This window comes from Priestia megaterium, assembly GCF_009497655.1.
GTDB lineage: Bacteria > Bacillota > Bacilli > Bacillales > Bacillaceae_H > Priestia > Priestia zanthoxyli.
Genome location: NZ_CP023317.1, coordinates 4,136,790 through 4,156,163 on the forward strand (window position 1 = coordinate 4,136,790; position 19,374 = coordinate 4,156,163).

A 19,374-nucleotide genomic window follows, 5' to 3' on the forward strand; every position below is an offset into this window, starting at 1 on the left:
TAAAGAGATGTGATTCTCCAATGAATCACATCTCTTTGCTATTCTTAATATTTCAGCCGAAGACAAACTGTTATTTAGCATGTGTTTACTTTGGCAGTTTGATAAAGAAAGTTGTTCCTTCATTTAATTCACTTTCAACCGCAATAATCCCTTGGTGTGCCTCCACGATATTTTTAGCGATCGCAAGCCCAAGACCAGTTCCTGACTTTCCTCTCGTTCTGGCTTTATCAGCTTTATAAAATCGCTCGAATACAAACGGAAGATCTTCTTTTGGAATCCCTGCTCCCGTATCTTGAACAGAAAGATGGATTTCGGATTGACTTTTATCAAGATGCAGCTTTACTTCTCCGTAGTCATCCGTATGACGAATGGCATTATCAATTAAGTTTGTCAGCACTTGTTCCATACGGTCTGAATCAATCATCGCTTCAAATTCATCTTCTATTTTTCCATTAAGAGACAGTTTAATATGTTTTTCTTTAGCTAACCCTTGAAACTTGCGCAAAACACGTTCTGTAAATTCAACCATTGCTACAGATTCTAAGTGAAGCTGCACATGTCCCGCTTCCATTCGCGCTAAATCTAAAAGTTCATTTACAAGCCGGCCCATACGGAGTGATTCATCATAAATCACCTGTGCAATTTCTTTCTTTTCTTCATCCGTACTTGCAATATCGTCAATAATAGCTTCACTATAACCTTGAAGCATAGAAATAGGTGTACGCAATTCATGAGACACGTTTGCAATAAAATCTTTTCTCGATTTATCAAGTTTACGCTCTTCAGACATGTCTCGCAGTACAGCTACAGCACCGCGGATTTTCGTTTGATTATAGAGCGGTGACATTAAAATGACCCACGTTTTCCCTTGAATTTTCAACTCTGCACTTCGCTCCGTTTCAGTCTCTACTACCGTTTGAAACAAATGCACGACGTTTGCTGGAAGCTCAGGCACCTGCTGGTTGTTCACATCCTGCTCGTAATACCAAGTCTGAAGAAAATGCTCCGCTGGGGGATTGGTAATTAAAATCGATCCGTCTCTACTAAACGTAATAACACCGTCTGCCATACTGCTTAAAATACTTGAAAGCTGTTCTTTTTCCTGATTGAGCGCATTGAGATTAAACTTTAACTGCCTGCCCATTTGATTAAAAGCAATCGCTAACTCTCCAATTTCATCGTGAGTTAAAATAGGTACTTTTGTATCAAAGTTCCCTTTTGTTACTTCAAATGCCGCCTGCCTCATTTTTCTAAGAGGTGCTGTAATTCGAGTAGATAAGAAAAAAGCAAAGATAGTAGTTAAAATAATAGCAATACCTGCAGCCAATAAAATGAACTTAGTCGTATATTGAGCGGGCTCTTCAATTTCAGAAAGAGATTGATACAGATAAACGCCGCCTGTCGGTTTATTATCTTTCATTAAAGGTACACCGACAACAAACATTAAAGGCTCATCACTCGTGTCTTTCTTTGTGGTCATGTACATTTTTTCCCGTATTACTTTACCTTTTTCAACCACTTGATTTAGCTGATCGTTTTGTTTAACAATGGCCGAAATAGCTTTCTTATTTTCTTTATCAGGATGTGTGGAATGCCAATAGAAATCTTTATCTTGAACAATAACTACACTTGCTTGATCTGCAAGTTCACGAGCAATGGATAGTCCTAGCTTTTCATCCTCTGTTTCCTGCACAATGGTAGAGATTTTAGCAGCCGTTTTAGTTAAACGGTTTTCTGCGTCTACAACATGATAATTTTCAAAAAACTGAAGCAGTAAAATGGTCAAAATAAATAAAACAAGCGTAACGAGCAATAGGATAGTAAACCATAGTTTACCAACTACACTTCTCCAAAACATCAGTTATTTTCAACCTCAAATTTATACCCTACTCCCCAAACGGTTACGATCATTTTCGCCGCTTGTGACGATACGCGATTTAACTTTTCACGCAAACGCTTGACGTGCGTATCTACCGTACGAAGATCTCCAAAGAAATCATAATGCCACACTTCACGCAGCAGCTGCTCTCTGTCGTATACTTTATCTGGCGTTTTTGCAAGGTAGCACAATAATTCATATTCTTTTGGAGTTAAGTTAACTTCTTTTCCGTCTGCTGTAACGCGATGTGCATCATTATCAATCGTTAAGTGATCAAAGACAATAAGGTTTTTCACGCTCGTTTCTGGCTGAATAAACGTTGCTTGAGAAGAACGTCGAAGCAGTGCTTTTACGCGAAGAACCACTTCTCTTGGGCTAAACGGCTTAACGATGTAATCATCTGTACCTACTTCAAACCCTTGGACTCTGTTTACTTCTTCACCTTTAGCTGTAAGCATGATAATAGGAGTTGCTTTTTTCTCGCGAATTTGTTTACAGACCTCAATACCGTCTATGCCAGGCATCATTAAATCTAATACAATCAAATCATAATCTATGTGTAACGCTTTTTCGATTGCTTCATGCCCGTCGGCTGCTTCTTCAATGATGTATCCTTCTTTTTCTAAGTACATTTTTAACAATCGTCTAATGCGATCTTCATCGTCTACTAGCAGTAATCTTTGTTCGTTTTGCATGTATTTTCAACCTCCTAGTCTTAGTGTACAAAAAAAAACCGGCGAGTTCTACTTATGATACCCAAACAATGTGACAATTCGTGAACACCTTTAGGAAAAACAGCTTTTTTTACCAAAAAGAGGCTGAGACGCAACGAAATCCATTCAATCTAAAGACGAACAAATAAAATACAGGAGCTAGTAGGGATCGCTTATTCCATCGCTGTTGATTTCCGTGCAAGACTTTGCTTTCCGCGGGCGGCCGGTGAGCCTCCTCGTCGCTTCCGCTCCTGCGGGGTCTCACCTTTTCCGCTTTTCCCGCAGGAGTCTTCGCCTTGCCCTCCAATCAACAGCTAGAAGCACCTAGATATATGAAGCCTCCGTTCACCATGCAAATAAAAAAATCCGAACGAATGTGATTCTCCATCAAGAATCTCAACTCATCGTTCGGATCTTCTTCAACTAAAATATCTTTATTTCAGCCTCTATTCTATTTTTAAAGGTTACGCATATGAATGTAAACCTGCAATAACTAGGTTCACGGCCACTAAGTTGAACATGATGATGGCAAATCCGCCAACTGCCAGCCAAGCTGATTTTTCACCGTGCCATCCTTTAGACAGCCGAAGATGAAGAAAAGCGGCATAAAATAAAAAGGTGATCAGCGCCCACACCTCTTTGGGGTCCCATCCCCAAAAGCGCGTCCAGGCCATCTGAGCCCAAATCATAGCGAAAATAAGTGCTCCTAATGTAAAAATAGGAAATCCAATCGCCACTGCTCTGTAGCTTACTTCATCAAGCAAGTCGCTGTTTACCTGCTTCACAAGCGGCTGCAGTGCGGCTCCAATTCGCTTCCGTAAAATAAGACGAATCAGCCAATATAAGACAAACCCACCGGCTAACGACCAAATAACTGTATTTAATTTTTTAGCATTGATAATAGCCGGCATATCAACAAGCGGCTTTATGTCGTTCCCGTCTGTCCACTCACTTTGATGAGGCCCCACTAGCGGAACCATATGATATACGACTTGCTCTTGTTCGCCACTTTTATTAACCCAATTAAATGATGACTCGTAGTGAGCCGCATTAAAAGCCAGCGTCACCGCTACAAATCCAAGCGTACTAATAAGCGTATACAGGATGAATTCCAGCCAAAATGCTTTTTTATTTCGCTTGGATTGATCAATTGTTTTGATTAAATAAATCAATCCTGCAACAAAGCTAATGGAAAGCACGGCTTCACCCGTAGCTGCGGTTGTAACGTGAATATGCAGCCAATTCGTCTGGAGAGCTGGTATCAGCGGCGTAATTTCAGTTGGAAACATGCTTGCATAAGCAATGATTAAAAGAGCCACCGGCAAGGCAAAAAGTCCAAGCATGCTAAGACGATAAATAAAGTAAATAACAATAAATGCGCCAACAAGCATCATGCCAAAAAACGTCGTAAATTCAAATAAATTACTAACAGGAGCGTGGCCTGATGCAATCCATCTTGTAATGAAATAGCCAATCTGTGCAATAAAACCGATGATGGTAACCGCAATTCCAAACGTTGCCCACTTTGTTTTCTTTTGAGCTGCTCGCTTATCTCGAATAGCTCCTCCGAAAAAAAAGGTTGCAACTAAATAAGCAATAAACGCCACATACAGTAAATTACTACTTATACTCGCGTAATCCATGCTTTTTCCTCCTATTTTGTTTCTTTATCATTTTGGTCCTTCAGCTGTGTGAGGGATGTGGATTCTAATAAACCATTTAATTCTTTTTTAAGACCATACCAGTTTTTATTTGTATGTGCGGCCAACCATATCTCATTATTGACTTTTTGAATCCACATGCGGCGATGATTCCAATACATCCCTTGAATCACACCAATCATAAAGATGGCTCCGCCAATCCCTAAAAACCAAAGCGTATAGTCTCTGCGAACGGTTAATCCCGTTACATTTTTCGTTTCCACACCAGCAAAGGTCATTTTATAATCGTTATTTCCTAGCGGTTCCAAGTTCTCTCTAATTCCAACAAAAGCAACTTCGCCTTTTTTATGCTGAGGCGTAATCATTTTAAATACAAAAGCCGGGTTGTTAGGCACTCTTGTTTTTGTATTTGGGTTTCCTTCATCATCAAAGAAAAAGTCTGGAAAGTAGCTCATGAGCTTGACTTTATATCCGTTTTTTAAATCATATGTTGCTTTTGGATTATGTAAATCTACTGTAAGTGAACCAACGTTTTTATTTGCATTTTTATCTGTTAAATGGAAAGACATAGAGCTAAACTCATTTAACTTGAAGTCCACTTGGTACATGGCATATCCTTCAAACTTAAGCGGCTGATTCACACGAATCTCTGAATCTTTTATTTTCTTTAGCTTTGGATCTGCTCCCGGTATAAGCTTTCCTTCGCGCTTATACAGACTAACATCCGCTTCATATTTTTTGGCTACTTTATTATTCCCTGCACGATCAATTGCTTCTTGAAACACGGCGCTTTCGCTATCTTTATCATACGTTTCCACAGTAAAACGATGGTTTTTCAAAAAATACTCTCCGTTCGTCCCAGGAATAACTTTTGTTTCACCTTCACGGATCCAAAGAACTTCATCTATATACATACCTGGTACAAATCTAAGCATAGCACCTAGTAAAAAGATAATGAGACCGATATGATTAACGTATGGACCCCATCTTGAGAAGCGTCCTTTTTCAGCCAGCAGATTGCCCTTTTCTTCGCGAATAGAGTATCTTCTTTTTTTCAGCATGCTTTTTACATGTTCATAATCTTGATCCGTCCACGATGATGAAGTGCTGTATAAACGCTGTCTCTTTAAGAAGTTTGGATGTTTTGTTACACTCTGCTTTTTTAGAGCTCGGTACAAAGGCACTACTCGATCTAAACTGCAAATGACTAACGACATTCCTAAAGCAGCAATTAAAAGCAAGTACCACCACGATTCATAGAGATGATGAAAACCTAACTTATAATAAAGCTCTCCTGTCCATCCATATTCCTTTTGATAATACTCACCTGCTGTCACATTAGGAGGTATGTAAGCTTCTTGAGGATAAATGGTTCCGACTGCAGACGCAACAAGCGTCACAATAATGATCCAAATGCCTACCTTTACAGAAGAGAAAAAATTCCATATTTTATCGATAACTGTTTTATTGTACGTTTGCGATCGCCTTGCGCTTCCTTCATAACGCATATCTACTAATTTTTCAGTTGTTTCTTCTGCAATTGGTTTACCACAGGCTTCACACAAAATCGTACCATGCGGGTTAACGTGTCCACATTCACATTTTACGTGTTTCATTGTCAACACTCCCTATGGTTTAATTTCTTCCATATATTCTTTTATTTTAGATTCTTCTAATCCGCCAATAAAGCTGTCTACAATCTTTCCGTTTTTATCAATTAAAAACGTAGTCGGAAGAGGATCTATCCCGTACGCACCCAACACTTGTGAATCTTTATCCATCAAAATTGGAAAAGATAGCCCATACTGTTTAGCAAACTGCTCTACCGCTATATTCGTTTCTGCAACGTTAACAGCTAAAATTTCAACGCCTTGCTTTTTATATGCTGCATACTGCTTTTCCATCGCCGGCATCTCTTGTTTACAGGGCTTGCACCATGTTCCCCAAAAATTCAAAAAAACTCCTTTGCCTTTGTAATCTGATAGCTGATGAGTTTCTCCATTAATATCTCTTAATATAAAGTCAGGTGCCTCATCTCCTACCGATACCTTTTGTTTATCAGCAAAAAATTGAGCATAAAGGGTATATCCAACCGCGCACAGTAAAACTGCTAATATAACTGTTCGAATAATCAAGCGCTTTTTTTTCATAGCACGAACTCCTTTTAACCGCTTTCAATACGCTTTTTTTCTACCATTATATCATTTTTTTGGTAGTGGCTTTCCGATAATATTTCGACGTTTCTGTGAAGTCTTCCTCTCATTCTACAAGTTCGACATTTTTTCAAAAAACCTTGCTTGATTTTCTAATTCACGACATTTTTCATAAAAAAAACAGGTAAGTGAAAATTACTTACCTGTTTGAGACATTGAATATAATTGTTTGACTTCATGAGCCGTAAGCTCGCGTGCTTCTCCTGCATTTAATCCGCGTAAGTCTAAAGGTCCGTAGCGCTCACGTTTTAACTTTAATACAGAATGTCCGATTGCATCGAACATGCGACGTACTTGACGATTTTTCCCTTCGTGAATCGTCAGTTCTACGATCGCCGTCTGCTTGCTTTTATCAATGGAAAGAACTTTTGCACGAGCTGGTGCTGTTTTTCCGTCTTCAAGCATCACTCCGCGTTGCAGCTGTCTGATGCTTTCACGACTTGGGATTCCTTTAATTTTAGCTACATACACTTTATCCACTTCAAATTTCGGGTGCATTAGCTGATTAGCAAATTCACCATCATTTGTTAAAAGAAGTAGACCCGACGTATCATAGTCCAGACGTCCAATCGGGTAAATTCTTTCTTCTACATGCGGAAAGAAGTCAACGACTGTTTTTCTTCCTTTGTCGTCGTTAGCAGCTGAAATCACGCCTCTTGGTTTGTATAGCATAAAATAAACGGGCGCTTCGCTTTCTACCGGCACTTCGTCTACTTCAATTTTATCGTTAGGACCTACTTTCGTGCCCAATTCTTTTACAACTTTTCCATTTACTTTCACTCGGCCTTGGCCGATTAATTCTTCAGCTTTACGTCTTGATGCTACACCTGCGTGAGCAATCACTTTTTGTAATCGTTCCATTAACACTTCACCTCTTGTAACATCTTACTTGTTTACGAAGTAATACACAAGTCTATTTGCCACACAGAGGTAGAATTTTCGATTTCTTACCGGCCAAATACAAGGATTACGATCACAACTGATGCAATAATCCCTACCAAATCCGCCAGTAAACCAACCTTCAGCGCATCTCCCATTTTTTTAATACCTACTGCTCCGAAATAAACCGTTAAAATATAAAACGTGGTATCTGTACTTCCCTGCATGGTCGATGCCAAACGACCGATAAAAGAATCAGGTCCATATGTAGAAATTAGATCCGTTGTGATACCAAGGGCAGCCGTTCCAGATATCGGTTTAATAAGAGCTAAAGGTACAATTTCAGCCGGAACGCCGACTGCTTGCAGCATAGGTTTTAAAACAGATAAGAAAAAATCAAGGGCTCCTGAAGCTCGAAAAATAGAGATGCTCACTAACATGCCGACTAAGTAAGGAATGATGGAAAAAGCAATTTGTAATCCGTCTTTCCCTCCCTCTACAAACTTTTCATACGTAGGAATTTTTTTGTAGGTTCCATAAAGTAAAATACAGCCTACGATAAGAGGAATAAACATCAATGATACTTGATTAAGCATCGTCATTTTCGTTTTCCTCCTTTTCGCGTACGTCGATAATAAAAGAAGCGATCGATGATGATAGCTCCTATCGTAGCTACAACAGTTGCTAAAAGCGTAGTACCCACAATTTCAGTAGGATTAGCCGAGTTATACGTAATTCGAATGGCAATAACTGTGGTCGGTATAAGCGTTAAACTGGTTGTGTTAAGTGCTAAAAGTGTGATCATAGAACGGCTTGCTTCATCTCTGTCGCCGTTCAGTTTTTTAAGCTGCTCCATCGCTTTAATACCAAGAGGAGTTGCCGCATTCCCCAGCCCAAACATATTCGCCATCATATTGGACAATATGTATCCTAAGGCCGGATGATCTTTTGGAACATCAGGGAAAAGTCTAGTAATAATGGGTCGAAATAGTTTCGCTAACTTGTCGAGAAGCCCTGCACTTTGAGCAATATTCATCATACCTAACCAAAAGACCAGCACGCTGATTAATCCAATGCTGATGGTCACCGCTTCGCCTGCTCCTTGAAAAATTGCTTTGTTTACATCACCAATTTTCCCATTTATAATTGCAAAAACAATTCCGATAATGGTCAGCAGCATCCAAATAATATTAACCATCTGTTTTGGCTCCAGACTGAATAAACATTAATCGCTTCACTCGATTAAAGAAACCTTCTTGCTGCTCGGCCTGCTTTTCGAAATAAATAGGAACACTGTCAATCGTTTCTCCACTTCTATAAATATCGAGCTTCCCTACAACATTAGGAACTTTCCCTGTTTCTTCCCACTGTTTTTTAGGCTGAATTAACGTTGTTTTCACTTCTACAGAGCTCTGTTCTTTCTTTGTAAGAGGATAGACGACATTTCGTTTAATATACAACTGATCTTTATAGAAAGAATCTTTTATATCTGCCAATTCGCCTTTTGCAGCTAAACTGGTCATATCATATTTATCAAATGCATTTTCATACATGGAAATGTGATCGTTCCAATCATCTGGCGCATTAATCGTTACGGCGATTAAATCCATTCCATCTTTTGTAGCAGTTGTCACAAGCGTTCGTTTTGCTAATTTTGTATATCCTGTTTTTCCGCCAGTACAGTATGCATATAGTGTTGTCAGCAGTTTATTTTTGTTTTTCCACACTCGATCCCATTTCTCTTCAGGGTGCTTCATTCGATAGACTTTTGTTCCTGAAATCTCTTTGAAAATTTTATTATTCATTGCATAGCGCATAAGCAGAGCCATATCGTGCGCTGTTGAGCGATGATTTTCATGATCGTCTAATCCATGCGGATTTTGAAATGTTGTATTCGTCATGCCAATTTCTTCTGCTTTTTTATTCATCAAATAAACAAATCCATCTTCGCTTCCTCCAACGGCTTCTGCGATAGCTACAGCAGCATCATTACCTGAGCGAAGCATCAAGCCATACACTAAATCTTTTAATTTTATTTTTTCACCTTCAACTAAATACACAGAAGAACCTTCAACGCCAACTGCGTTGTGGCTAACGGTAACTTTTTTATTTATTTTGCCAGATTCAATCGCCAGTATTGCTGTCATAATTTTTGTGATGCTAGCAATTCGGCTAACTTGATCTGCATTTTTAGCGTATAACACTCTTCCTGACTTCTGTTCCATCAAAATAGCACTATGAGCACTTACACTCCCTGCTGCAGATGATACGGAAGGCCAACCGCTGAGACATAGCAATACAATAAATAGATAGATGATACTTTTTTTGCTTCTTTTCATGTCATCCCCGTCCCTCTACCTGTTTGTACAAGTTTATGCTCGTCTTTTTTGGTTATGAATGAAAAGATTTGTCCATACAAAAAAGAACATAGAAAAACTCTATGTTCTTTTACGGTTTCACTTCATTTCTTGAAACGATTGAAAAAATAAATCTGCCTCTTGATCGGTTCCTTCTTGTAACAAATCTTCTGGAAGCGGCGGCAGCTCTTCGATACTTTTAAGCCCAAAATAGCCTAAAAATTCTTTTGTCGTTCCGTATAAGATGGCACGCCCTGCGCCTTCCGCTCGTCCCACTTCTTTTAACAGAACCTTTCCAATTAAAGTTTGAAGAGGTCTTTCCGTTTTCACTCCGCGAATCTCTTCGATTTCAGCTCTTGTAATTGGCTGCTTATAAGCTACAATAGCTAACGTTTCAAGCGCTGCTTGTGACAATGATTGATTAGCAGGAGCTTCTACGAGCTTCTCAATATATGGTGCATGCTCTTTTTTTGTAACAAGCTGATAGGCCCCGCCTATTTCAACAAGTGTAACTCCTCTGGACTTACACTCTTGCTCTAAGCTTTCCAAAGCACCTTGAATGTCTTCATGAGGCTTTTCTATAATCTCAGCTAACCGGCTAATAGACAGACCTTCATCACCAGAAACAAAAAGTAAGCTCTCAATAATAGCATGTAAATTATTCGTTGTCATTCCTCTTCATTCCTTTCTCGATACGATACATAAAGCTCGTCTAGATTGTGCTGCTGTTCCACAACGATTTCATTTTCTTTCATTAATTCCAGCACAGCTAAAAACGTTACAACAATATGATCACGCTCTTGATAAGGAAACAGCTGATAAAAACTTTTTTTCCCTTTAAAGGCTTTTAATTCATTCACAATTTCACTCATGCGCTTGTCAATTGGAATATCTTGTCTTGCTATTTTCGTCTGCATAGGCTTTTTGTTTTGCTTTCGTTTCATTAACTTTTGAAAAGCACTTAGCATATCATACAGTGATATATCCAATCCTTCGTCCTGAGGCTGCGTACGTTCTTCTGCATTTATTTGCACATTACTTGGAGGTTTTGTATACACATGACTTTGGTCTTCTTCCAGCTTTTGAAGCTCTACTGCCGCTTCTTTAAACTTTCGATATTCAATTAAGCGCTGCATCAATTCTTCACGCGGATCTTCTTCATCGACCATTTCAATTTCATCCATATCTTCTTCATACGTAGGCAGAAGCATTTTACTTTTAATTTGAAGCAAAGTTGCTGCCATGACTAGATACTCACTGGCAACGTCTAGCTGAAGCTCATTCATTGTATGTATAAACATCATATATTGCTCAGTAATTGTCGCTACTGGGATATCGTAAATATCAATTTCAAATCGGTTAATCAAATGCAGAAGAAGATCTAAAGGTCCTTCAAACGCATCTACTTTTACACTGTACTCCACTTTTATCTCACCAACACTTTTCAATTGCTTATCATTTCTGCTGCTTTATATAACGTCACTATCATTAGTATAGAGGATTATAGACACATGTCCAATACAAATTAACGTAAAAATAGGTCATTTGCCCATACAAAAAGTTTAAACATACATATGATGTCAAGGTAATAACATTTTCAAATGGCTGAAGGAGGAACTCGCATGGGTGAAAAATCTTGTGGATACGGTAGCGGTTTCGCTTTAATTGTTGTACTGTTTATTTTATTAATTATTGTTGGTTGTTCTTGCTTACGCTTCTAACCACACATATTGAATAAAAACAAACGTGTTCGCCATACCTTGAGCACGTTTGTCTCTTTAAAGGCACAGCGCTGATGAATAGCTAATTTTTGTGATACACTACATATAGAGTCTTACCAGGAGGGAACAAGATTGTATTCACAAGCCTATATTGATTATTTAGTTCATTTTCATGGCGACCGGGATTACTTTGAATGTCATGAACTGCTAGAAGAACACTGGAAAAAAGACGAAAGAGGACACCGCAATATTATTTGGGTTGGCCTTATTCAAATTGCTGTTTCACTCTATCATCATCGACGTCAAAATTTCGCCGGAGCCAAAAGAACGATGCAAAAGGCACTGGCAATTTTAACGAAGGAAGAAGAAAACATTGCACAGCTTGGACTTAATTATCCTTCACTGCTTAAACTTCTTCGCAAACAATTAGCTTTAATCGATACCTATCAGCCATATAAAAGCATTAACTTACCTATTGAAGATCCAGCATTATTACGAGCTTGCAAACGAAGAAGCACTGATAAACAGCTTGTCTGGTTATCAGCTTCTAATCTGCAAAATGATGCGATTGTTCATCGTCACAGTACACGAGATCGTTCAGATGTGATTGCGGAAAGACAAGCGAACTTATTGGCAAAACAAAACAACAGGTAGCTAGAAGCTACCTGTTGTTTTATGATGACTAAGATGTGAAAGACGCTTTCGCACCTCAACTAATCATGCTTTTCTTTATTCATCCGCCTGACACTTTTCATAAAAAGGAGCGATGATTTCACTCGGCTTAATTTGTGCAGTCGTATACATTTCTTTAAGAGCTTTAATCATTTTTTTGCCAATGCCCTGTTGGCGGTGTGAAGGGTTTACACTGACGTGTTGAACCTCAATCAAACTTTTATCGAGCATGGAAATGCCAACAATTCCAATAATATCTTCTTCTTGCTTCCAAAGATACAGCTGCCAATGTTCGTTTTGCTCATATTCTTTCATCGTTTGTTGAAGTTTTTTTAAATCTTTTTCCGTAGGTACAAACGATAGAAGACCCATGGCAATTTTTTCATAGTTTCGTTTATAGCGAATAAGCATACGATTCTCCCTCGTCCTCAAACTTTCCTACAAATTAATGCGCTGCGTTTTTTACTGCTTTTATCATACAAAATTTATAAGTAAATAGCAATATTACACAAAAGCTTGTCATATGTCACGCGTGTATGAGAAACCTAATCTATTACGCTTTTTGAGCTGTTGCGCGAAGAAAAAACGCCGTAACCCCCTGTAAAAGGTTGTTATGACGTTTTATTAGCTGATATCCATTTATAGCAGTATGCTCTTATTCTTCCCAGACTTTTACTTCTTTCATTACGTCGCCATTTTTCATTTTCAACACTGTATCAAGTCCTTCTGTTACTTTTCCAAATACAGTGTGAACACCGTTCAAATGAGGCTGTGGCTCATGAACAAGAAAGAACTGACTGCCGCCTGTGTCTTTACCAGCATGCGCCATTGATAGAGAACCCGCTTCGTGTTTGTGAGGGTTTCCTTCTGTTTCACATTTAATTGAATAGCCAGGGCCGCCAGCACCTGTACCAGTTGGGTCTCCTCCTTGAGAAACAAATCCAGGGATAACGCGGTGGAACGTTACGCCGTTGTAGAATCCTTCATTAGCTAACTTTTCAAAGTTTTCTACTGTTCCTGGTGCTTCGTTCGGAAATAAATCGATTAGAATTTTTTCACCATTTTCCATTAAAATACTTGCTTTTTTCATATAAATGACCTCCAATATATGTATTAGTACCGCTACAGGCTCTATCTTCCCCGTCAAAGCGGCAAAACGTAAAAGTTGTAAATGCCACCTAGAGGCAGAACACTTACATTTATAAACTCACTCTATTCTACTACAAACAAGCTCATGAATTCAATGAATGCACTTTTTCACTTTCTTCTCATAGGGCTCTAAATAAAAAATAATAGTTGTGAGATGAAACTTTTTATAGTATCATCCGTCTAATACAGTGATGGAGATACATAGATTTCATTTTATATAGAAATCTACGCCTCTAGACTGATTTATGGGAAAATGATGAATTGACTCTGTTACTTCAGACCTGCCCGTATTATAATAGGGCAAGTATGGGATTAAAGGAGGAAAAAGGTTTGAAATTAACGATAAAAGCAATGATGGTGACATTAGGTCTTCTTCTATTCCTAACCGCACCCTTAAAAAGTTTTGCAGATGCTGCTCCGGGCGATGTGATTATTACATTAGGTCAGGACTTAACCAGCTCTCAGAAGCAACAGGTATTAAATGACCTTGATGCACCAAGCAATGCTCAAACAGTAACCGTGACAAACCAAGAAGAGCATGAATACTTAGGTGACTTTATTCCAAAGGCTACTATTGGATCTCGTGCTATTTCATCTTCTAGTATTACCCTTGGCTCAAAAGATTCTGGTTTAAGCGTATCAACTCAAAATATTAATGGTATTACAGATGACATGTATATTAATGCTTTAATGACCGCCGGCGTTAAAGATGCAAAAATCCAGATTACTGCTCCATTTGAAGTATCTGGTACAGCCGCTTTAACAGGTATTATGAAAGCATATGAAGTTCAAACAGATCAAAAAATCCCAGAAGAAGTAAAAAAAGCAGCCAACGAAGAGATGGTCCAAACATCTGAACTTGGTGAAAAAATCGGTAAAGAAAAAGCAGCGCAGTTTATGGCAACGATTAAAGAAGAAATTGCTAAAGAAAATCCTCAAACAAAGGACGATTTACGCACGTTAATTCAGCGCGTGGCTGATGATTTAGGTATTAAATTAACAGATTCAGAGCTTAATACACTGGTTGACTTTTTCAATCGGTTAAAAGATATGAACATCGATTGGAACCAAGTAAAAGACCAGCTTTCTGCGACAAAGGAAAAAGTAACAACATTTCTTCAGTCAGAAGAAGGCCAATCATTTCTTGATAAATTAAAGCAATTCTTTGTTGATATTATTGATGCTATTAAATCGTTATTCTCATAAAAAAGAGCCTCTTGAACAAGAGGCTCTTTTTTTACGTTAATCACTCGTTACTTTTTTACCGTCACTTTGTATTTCACGTCATTTTTTACAATGTCTTCATACGTTTCGCGTTTTACGACTAGCTGTGCTTCTCCATCTTCTACGAACACGACAGCTGGCTTTGGCAAACGGTTATAGTGACTTGCCATAGAATAACCGTATGCGCCTGTACAAAACATCGCTAATAAATCATCTGGGTTTGCTTTTGGAAGATGTACATCCCACATCAGCATATCCCCCGATTCGCAGCACTTACCTGCGATGGATACGAGCTCATCACTCTCATCATTCATTCGATTGGCAATGACCGCTTCATATTTCGCTTGATACAGTGCGGGACGAATATTGTCGTTCATGCCTCCATCAATCGCTACATATTCACGTACATTCGGTACGTGTTTACGAGAACCAATTGAATACAGGGTCGTTCCAGCATCTCCTACAAGAGAGCGCCCGGGCTCAATCCAAATTTCAGGAATTTCTACTTCTAACTGTTTGGACTGCTTTTTGACCTCTTCTATAATAACTTCCACATACTGAGAAACAGGGATAGGCTGATCTTCTTCCGTATAACGAATGCCAAAACCCCCGCCTAAATTTAATACTTGCGGAACAAATTTTATACGTTGTTTCCACTCTTTCATTTTTGCAAAAAGCTTTTGAGTCGCCATAATAAATCCCGTTGTTTCAAAAATTTGCGATCCTATATGACAGTGAATGCCTAAAAGTTCTAGCCCCTTGCTATTTTGCACAAGACGCACAGCTTCGTCTGCTTGACCGTTTTGAAGATCAAATCCAAACTTCGAGTCTTCTTGCCCTGTCAAGATATAATCATGTGTATGAGCTTCAATTCCAGGTGTTAATCTGAGAAGAACAGGCATCTTTTTTTGATACTGTTCCGTTATTTCCTCAAGCAATGCAATTTCATAAAAATTATCAACTACAATGCATCCTACATCTTCTTTGACGGCCATTTCTAGTTCTGCTCGGCTTTTATTGTTTCCGTGAAAATGAATCCGTTCTTTTGGAAAGTCAGCTGCTAAAGCCGTATACAGTTCTCCCCCCGAAACAACGTCTAACGAAAGACCTTCTTCATGAACGACTTGGACCATTGCAATTGTCGAAAAAGCTTTGCTTGCATAAGCGACCTGTGCTTTTACCCCATGCTTTTCAAATGTTTCTTTAAATCCTCTAGCACGCTGCCGAATTAAAGCCACGTCATATACGTAAAGGGGTGTCCCAAAATTTGATGCTAATTCAACCGTATCAACTCCACCAATTTCCAGATGCCCCTGCTTATTTATGCGACTTGTTCCGTGTAAAAACATGTTTAGACCCCGTTCCTGTGTATAGTGTAAAAAAGACAGTTAACGGCAATTCGCTGCTAACTGTCTAAATATTTATTATTTTCCATATTTAAAACAAATCTATCACATCTTCATACAGGTTTCAACCACATATTTTGTTTAAGGTTTTGCAGGCTGGCGGTCTTTATCCTGCGGATGCACAATACTAGGTCGCGGATTCGCTCCAGGAACCGGTGTGCGGATAAGAATCTGCCACAAAGCCTGCGGATTAAATGGAAGAAACGGCCACAAATAAGGCGTATTTAATGATTTTAGTCGCGCCATGTAGAGAATGATACACGTTGTCGCAATAAGAAACCCTGGAGTATGAAAGGCCGCCACGAAAATTAACAGAAACAATCGCAGCATTTTATTTGCTACCGCTAGCTCATAGCTTGGCGTCGCGAATGAACCAATTGCTGCAATAGCCACATACAAAATAACCTCCGGAACAAAAAGACCTACATCAATAGCAATTTGCCCAATAAGCGCGGCTGCAATCAAGCCCATCGCCGTGGCAAGCGGTGTCGGCGTATGAATCGCCGCCATCCTCAGAAACTCAATCCCAAAATCAGCTAAGAAAATTTGAACAACAGTTGGAATATTTGTTTCTTCGTTTGGCCCAATAAATTGCAATTTTGCCGGCAGCAGATCTGGTTCAAGTACAAATAATAGCCATAGCGGTAATAAGAAAAGAGAAGCAAGAATTCCTAAAAAACGTATCCAGCGGATAAACGTTCCTACAGAAGGAGACTGCCTGTATTCTTCCGCATGCTGCACGTGATGAAACAGCGTAGTTGGCGTAATAATAACGCTTGGAGACGTATCGGTAATAATGATCACATGCCCTTCTAGCACATGAGCTGCTGCTGTGTCCGGTCGTTCTGTATAGCGTACCATTGGAAAAGGATTAATTCCTTGTTTGACTAAGAACTCTTCAATTGATTTGTCAGCCATCGGCAAACCATCTATATCAATTGCTTCCAGTTCATCTTTTATCAGTTTAACCAGCCCTGGATCAGCTACGCCATTTATGTACCCAATCGCTACGTCCAGTTTTGATCGTTCGCCTACCTTCATAATTTCAAAACGAAATCTTCCGTCACGAATTCGTCTTCTTGTTAACGCTGTATTGATAATGATGTTTTCAGTGTATCCATCTCGTGCTCCGCGAATCACTTTCTCTGTATCCGCTTCTTCAGGGGATCTGCCAGGATATGTACGCACATCGACTTCAAAGCCAACTTCTTCACCGTCAATTAAAACGAATAGCAGTCCTGATAAAACCGATACCATTCCATCATCCAGCGTCTTTAAAGGCTTGACTTGCTGATGAATAAGACGGTTTTCAACAATATCCTTTAACTTTGCTCGTTCAACTTCATTATCATTAATTTGAATGAGTACTTTTGCAATTTCAATAATAAATGAACTATCACACAGCCCCGTTACGTAGTAAATATGAACTTCTCGATCCAAAATAAGCAGTTTACGTACGCCCACATCAAAGCTTGTGTTCATACTAGCGTTTTCCTTGAACCACTGATCGTTTTTTTGCACTTTTGAAAAAATAGCTGTTTTCTTCTCTGCTAGCTTACCCAAACGAACCGCTCCTTTCTAAAATAAGTCTTGCTGCTTTTTCAGTAATAGGACATCCCAGTTTGACATCATCCATCCTAGCCATTTTGCCGATATCTCCTATTCCTACAACTAAGGGAATATCGAGCTGATCCAAGCAGTAAACTGTATCTCCATTAATTCGTCCGACTTCTAACTCTTGAATTCCGCTTTTATCCACGCCGTAATGCGATATTTCCCCAAAACGATCAATGGTCACATCCACTCTTGTCCATTCGCTTTGATGAGTACGTGATGCAACGGCAATCACTCCAAGAACTTCTACTTGAGGATGCTTTGCTACATGCAGCAAAGCAATTTCCCCAGGTCCTTCCTCTAAGAAACCGCTATCGTCGAACATCACAAAGACGGGATCATATGGTGCTTGAAGAATTAAATCTACCGTTTGACTACCTGTTAACGTAGTAGGGTTTCCATATGACCTCGAAATGCACCTGCCACCAACGGATTTAGCTACATGCTCAATTGCTTTGCGCGCATATTCATCGCCATCGGTTACAATAATGATCCTTCTTTTTTTCATAATCTTTTATCCTTTCGGTTTAAAGATTAACGCGATAATAAAAGCAAATAAAATAGCTGCTGAAATTCCAGCGGAGGTAAGTTCAAAAATTCCAATCCCAATCCCGATAAATCCATGGTCATCCGCTTGCTTCATCGCTCCGTGCAACAAGGAATGACCAAAGCTTGTAATTGGAACCGTCGCTCCGGCGCCAGCAAATTCAATCAACTTATCATAAAGACCAAATCCATCTAAAATCGCTCCCGCAACTACAAACGAACTCATAACATGCGCTGGAGTAAGTTTAGCAAGATCCAGCAGCAGCTGCCCAATAACGCAAATGATTCCTCCTACAGCAAAAGCTATTACATACTCCATTGATCATCCCCCTCCCCGATATGTTCTAAGACGACGCCATGAGCAATTGTTGGAATTGACTCTTTTTGCTGAATCATCGTTGGACTTAAAAGAGCTCCTGTTGCCACCATAAACACTTTCTTTAAGTTTCCCGATTTTAATTCATTTAAAATATGACCATACGTGACAATAGCCGAGCAGCCGCAGCCGCTTCCTCCTGCAAATACATTTTGGTCGGGGCGATATACCATTAATCCGCAATCATTATGATTGGTTGATATATCGTAGCCTTCGTCCTTGAGCAGCTGTTTTAAAATTGGACTGCCTACACCAGATAAATCTCCTGTTAAAATAAGATCATACTCGCTTGGCGCGACGTTTAAGTCTTCCAAATGCCTTTGAATGGTATCTGCAGCAGCTGGTGCCATAGCAGAACCCATATCGTTTGCGTTTTTAATCCCATAATCCATTACACGCCCAATCGTTGCAGACGTGAGACGCACAATACCTTTTTCTTTCGAGACCAGCGCTGCCCCTGCTCCCGTAATAGTTGCCGTTGCCGTATCTGGTTTTTGTCCTCCGTACTCGGTAGGATTTCGAAATTGGCGCTCAGCGGTTGCGTTATGACTGCTCGCTGATGCAATAACACGATTAGCAAATCCCGCATCCACAAGAGCTGCCCCTGTTGCCAGCGTTTCCATTGATGTGGAGCAAGCGCCAAACATGCATAGAAATGGAATTTGGTTATGTCGAGCTACAAAATTAGCCGTTACGTTTTGATTTAATAAATCTCCAGCCAAAAACAAATCAATGTCTTCATAGGATAAATTTATTTTTTGCAAGCAGGAGTCAATGGACTCCGTCATCAGTCTTCTTTCAGCTAACTCCCAGTTGTCTTCTTCACAGTGCAAATCTTTATGTGTAATATCAAATGTTTCTCCCAACGGTCCATCTGCTTCTTTTGGCCCTACTGCTGTTCCTGTAGCATTAATGTAAATAGGATTTTCATAAACCCACGTTTGCTTTCCAGTTTTTCTCATAA

At 39.4% G+C, this 19,374-nt stretch carries 22 protein-coding genes; 3 read left to right on the forward strand and 19 right to left on the reverse strand.

Annotated elements, in window-relative coordinates; translation table 11 throughout:
• Window positions 1-85: 85 nt before the first annotated feature.
• From CEQ83_RS21140 to CEQ83_RS21190, 12 genes are all read right to left on the reverse strand, one after another.
• On the reverse strand, window positions 86-1,858 hold the full coding sequence (locus tag CEQ83_RS21140; protein WP_033579740.1) for an ATP-binding protein: 1,773 nt from the start codon (window positions 1,856-1,858) through the stop codon (window positions 86-88).
• Window positions 1,858-2,574, reverse strand: a complete 717-nt coding sequence (locus CEQ83_RS21145; protein ID WP_013059051.1) for a response regulator transcription factor — start codon at window positions 2,572-2,574, stop codon at window positions 1,858-1,860. Before CEQ83_RS21145 ends, CEQ83_RS21140 begins: the two co-directional genes overlap by 1 nt.
• Before the next feature lie 191 nt (window positions 2,575-2,765).
• Window positions 2,766-2,903 carry a hypothetical protein gene (locus CEQ83_RS27270; protein ID WP_165573695.1) on the reverse strand — a complete coding sequence of 46 codons (138 nt, stop codon included), beginning with the start codon at window positions 2,901-2,903 and terminating at the stop codon, window positions 2,766-2,768.
• Window positions 2,904-3,056: 153 nt separating this feature from the next.
• Window positions 3,057-4,235 carry a c-type cytochrome biogenesis protein CcsB gene (gene ccsB, locus CEQ83_RS21150; protein WP_099331267.1) on the reverse strand — a complete coding sequence of 393 codons (1,179 nt, stop codon included), beginning with the start codon at window positions 4,233-4,235 and terminating at the stop codon, window positions 3,057-3,059.
• 11 nt (window positions 4,236-4,246) lie between these two features.
• Window positions 4,247-5,869 carry a cytochrome c biogenesis protein ResB gene (locus CEQ83_RS21155; protein ID WP_028411535.1) on the reverse strand — a complete coding sequence of 541 codons (1,623 nt, stop codon included), beginning with the start codon at window positions 5,867-5,869 and terminating at the stop codon, window positions 4,247-4,249.
• A gap of 12 nt (window positions 5,870-5,881) precedes the next feature.
• The gene (gene resA, locus CEQ83_RS21160; protein ID WP_028411536.1) at window positions 5,882-6,403 is read right to left on the reverse strand and encodes a thiol-disulfide oxidoreductase ResA; all 522 of its coding nucleotides are present in this window, start codon (window positions 6,401-6,403) and stop codon (window positions 5,882-5,884) included.
• A 198-nt stretch (window positions 6,404-6,601) separates the two neighbouring features.
• Complete coding sequence (locus tag CEQ83_RS21165; protein ID WP_028411537.1) at window positions 6,602-7,327, reverse strand: pseudouridine synthase; 726 nt, start codon at window positions 7,325-7,327, stop codon at window positions 6,602-6,604.
• Window positions 7,328-7,413: 86 nt separating this feature from the next.
• Window positions 7,414-7,947 (reverse strand): spore maturation protein, encoded by a 534-nt coding sequence (locus tag CEQ83_RS21170; protein ID WP_013084923.1) that lies wholly within the window; start codon window positions 7,945-7,947, stop codon window positions 7,414-7,416.
• Complete coding sequence (locus CEQ83_RS21175; RefSeq protein WP_013059057.1) at window positions 7,944-8,543, reverse strand: nucleoside recognition domain-containing protein; 600 nt, start codon at window positions 8,541-8,543, stop codon at window positions 7,944-7,946. The genes CEQ83_RS21170 and CEQ83_RS21175 overlap by 4 nt, the downstream gene beginning before the upstream one ends.
• Window positions 8,536-9,684: a D-alanyl-D-alanine carboxypeptidase family protein gene (locus tag CEQ83_RS21180; protein WP_033579737.1), complete on the reverse strand. Its 1,149-nt coding sequence runs from the start codon at window positions 9,682-9,684 to the stop codon at window positions 8,536-8,538. The genes CEQ83_RS21175 and CEQ83_RS21180 overlap by 8 nt, the downstream gene beginning before the upstream one ends.
• Before the next feature lie 117 nt (window positions 9,685-9,801).
• A complete protein-coding gene (gene scpB, locus CEQ83_RS21185; RefSeq protein ID WP_155017504.1) occupies window positions 9,802-10,374 on the reverse strand; it encodes an SMC-Scp complex subunit ScpB in 573 nt (190 codons plus the stop codon).
• Window positions 10,371-11,126, reverse strand: coding sequence for a segregation/condensation protein A (locus CEQ83_RS21190; protein WP_013059060.1), 756 nt, complete (start codon window positions 11,124-11,126; stop codon window positions 10,371-10,373). Before CEQ83_RS21190 ends, scpB begins: the two co-directional genes overlap by 4 nt.
• A gap of 198 nt (window positions 11,127-11,324) precedes the next feature.
• Between CEQ83_RS21190 and CEQ83_RS21195 the strand changes: the two genes are divergently transcribed.
• Together CEQ83_RS21195 and CEQ83_RS21200 are read left to right on the forward strand one after the other, a co-directional pair.
• The gene (locus tag CEQ83_RS21195; protein ID WP_170836726.1) at window positions 11,325-11,423 is read left to right on the forward strand and encodes a YjcZ family sporulation protein; all 99 of its coding nucleotides are present in this window, start codon (window positions 11,325-11,327) and stop codon (window positions 11,421-11,423) included.
• Between the two features lie 132 nt (window positions 11,424-11,555).
• Window positions 11,556-12,077 (forward strand): DUF309 domain-containing protein, encoded by a 522-nt coding sequence (locus tag CEQ83_RS21200; protein WP_028411540.1) that lies wholly within the window; start codon window positions 11,556-11,558, stop codon window positions 12,075-12,077.
• A 75-nt stretch (window positions 12,078-12,152) separates the two neighbouring features.
• On the opposite strand, the gene CEQ83_RS21205 is transcribed toward CEQ83_RS21200, so the two are convergent.
• Window positions 12,153-12,506: a GNAT family N-acetyltransferase gene (locus tag CEQ83_RS21205; RefSeq protein ID WP_013059063.1), complete on the reverse strand. Its 354-nt coding sequence runs from the start codon at window positions 12,504-12,506 to the stop codon at window positions 12,153-12,155.
• A gap of 244 nt (window positions 12,507-12,750) precedes the next feature.
• Complete coding sequence (locus CEQ83_RS21210) at window positions 12,751-13,185, reverse strand: peptidylprolyl isomerase (RefSeq protein ID WP_013059064.1); 435 nt, start codon at window positions 13,183-13,185, stop codon at window positions 12,751-12,753.
• 389 nt (window positions 13,186-13,574) lie between these two features.
• Between CEQ83_RS21210 and CEQ83_RS21215 the strand changes: the two genes are divergently transcribed.
• On the forward strand, window positions 13,575-14,450 hold the full coding sequence (locus tag CEQ83_RS21215; protein ID WP_014458307.1) for a DUF1002 domain-containing protein: 876 nt from the start codon (window positions 13,575-13,577) through the stop codon (window positions 14,448-14,450).
• Between the two features lie 47 nt (window positions 14,451-14,497).
• Here CEQ83_RS21215 and lysA read toward each other — a convergent pair whose 3' ends face one another.
• From lysA to spoVAD, 5 genes are all read right to left on the reverse strand, one after another.
• A complete protein-coding gene (gene lysA / locus CEQ83_RS21220) occupies window positions 14,498-15,817 on the reverse strand; it encodes a diaminopimelate decarboxylase (protein WP_028411542.1) in 1,320 nt (439 codons plus the stop codon).
• Between the two features lie 138 nt (window positions 15,818-15,955).
• Entirely contained in the window at window positions 15,956-17,437 is a 1,482-nt protein-coding gene (locus CEQ83_RS21225; protein WP_034270946.1) for a spore germination protein, read from the reverse strand.
• Window positions 17,430-17,996, reverse strand: coding sequence for a stage V sporulation protein SpoVABEA (locus CEQ83_RS21230; RefSeq protein ID WP_014458304.1), 567 nt, complete (start codon window positions 17,994-17,996; stop codon window positions 17,430-17,432). Before CEQ83_RS21230 ends, CEQ83_RS21225 begins: the two co-directional genes overlap by 8 nt.
• A 6-nt stretch (window positions 17,997-18,002) precedes the next feature.
• Window positions 18,003-18,353, reverse strand: coding sequence for a stage V sporulation protein AE (gene spoVAE, locus CEQ83_RS21235; RefSeq protein ID WP_013059069.1), 351 nt, complete (start codon window positions 18,351-18,353; stop codon window positions 18,003-18,005).
• Window positions 18,341-19,372: a stage V sporulation protein AD gene (gene spoVAD, locus CEQ83_RS21240; RefSeq protein WP_028411544.1), complete on the reverse strand. Its 1,032-nt coding sequence runs from the start codon at window positions 19,370-19,372 to the stop codon at window positions 18,341-18,343. Before spoVAD ends, spoVAE begins: the two co-directional genes overlap by 13 nt.
• Window positions 19,373-19,374: the final 2 nt, after the last annotated feature.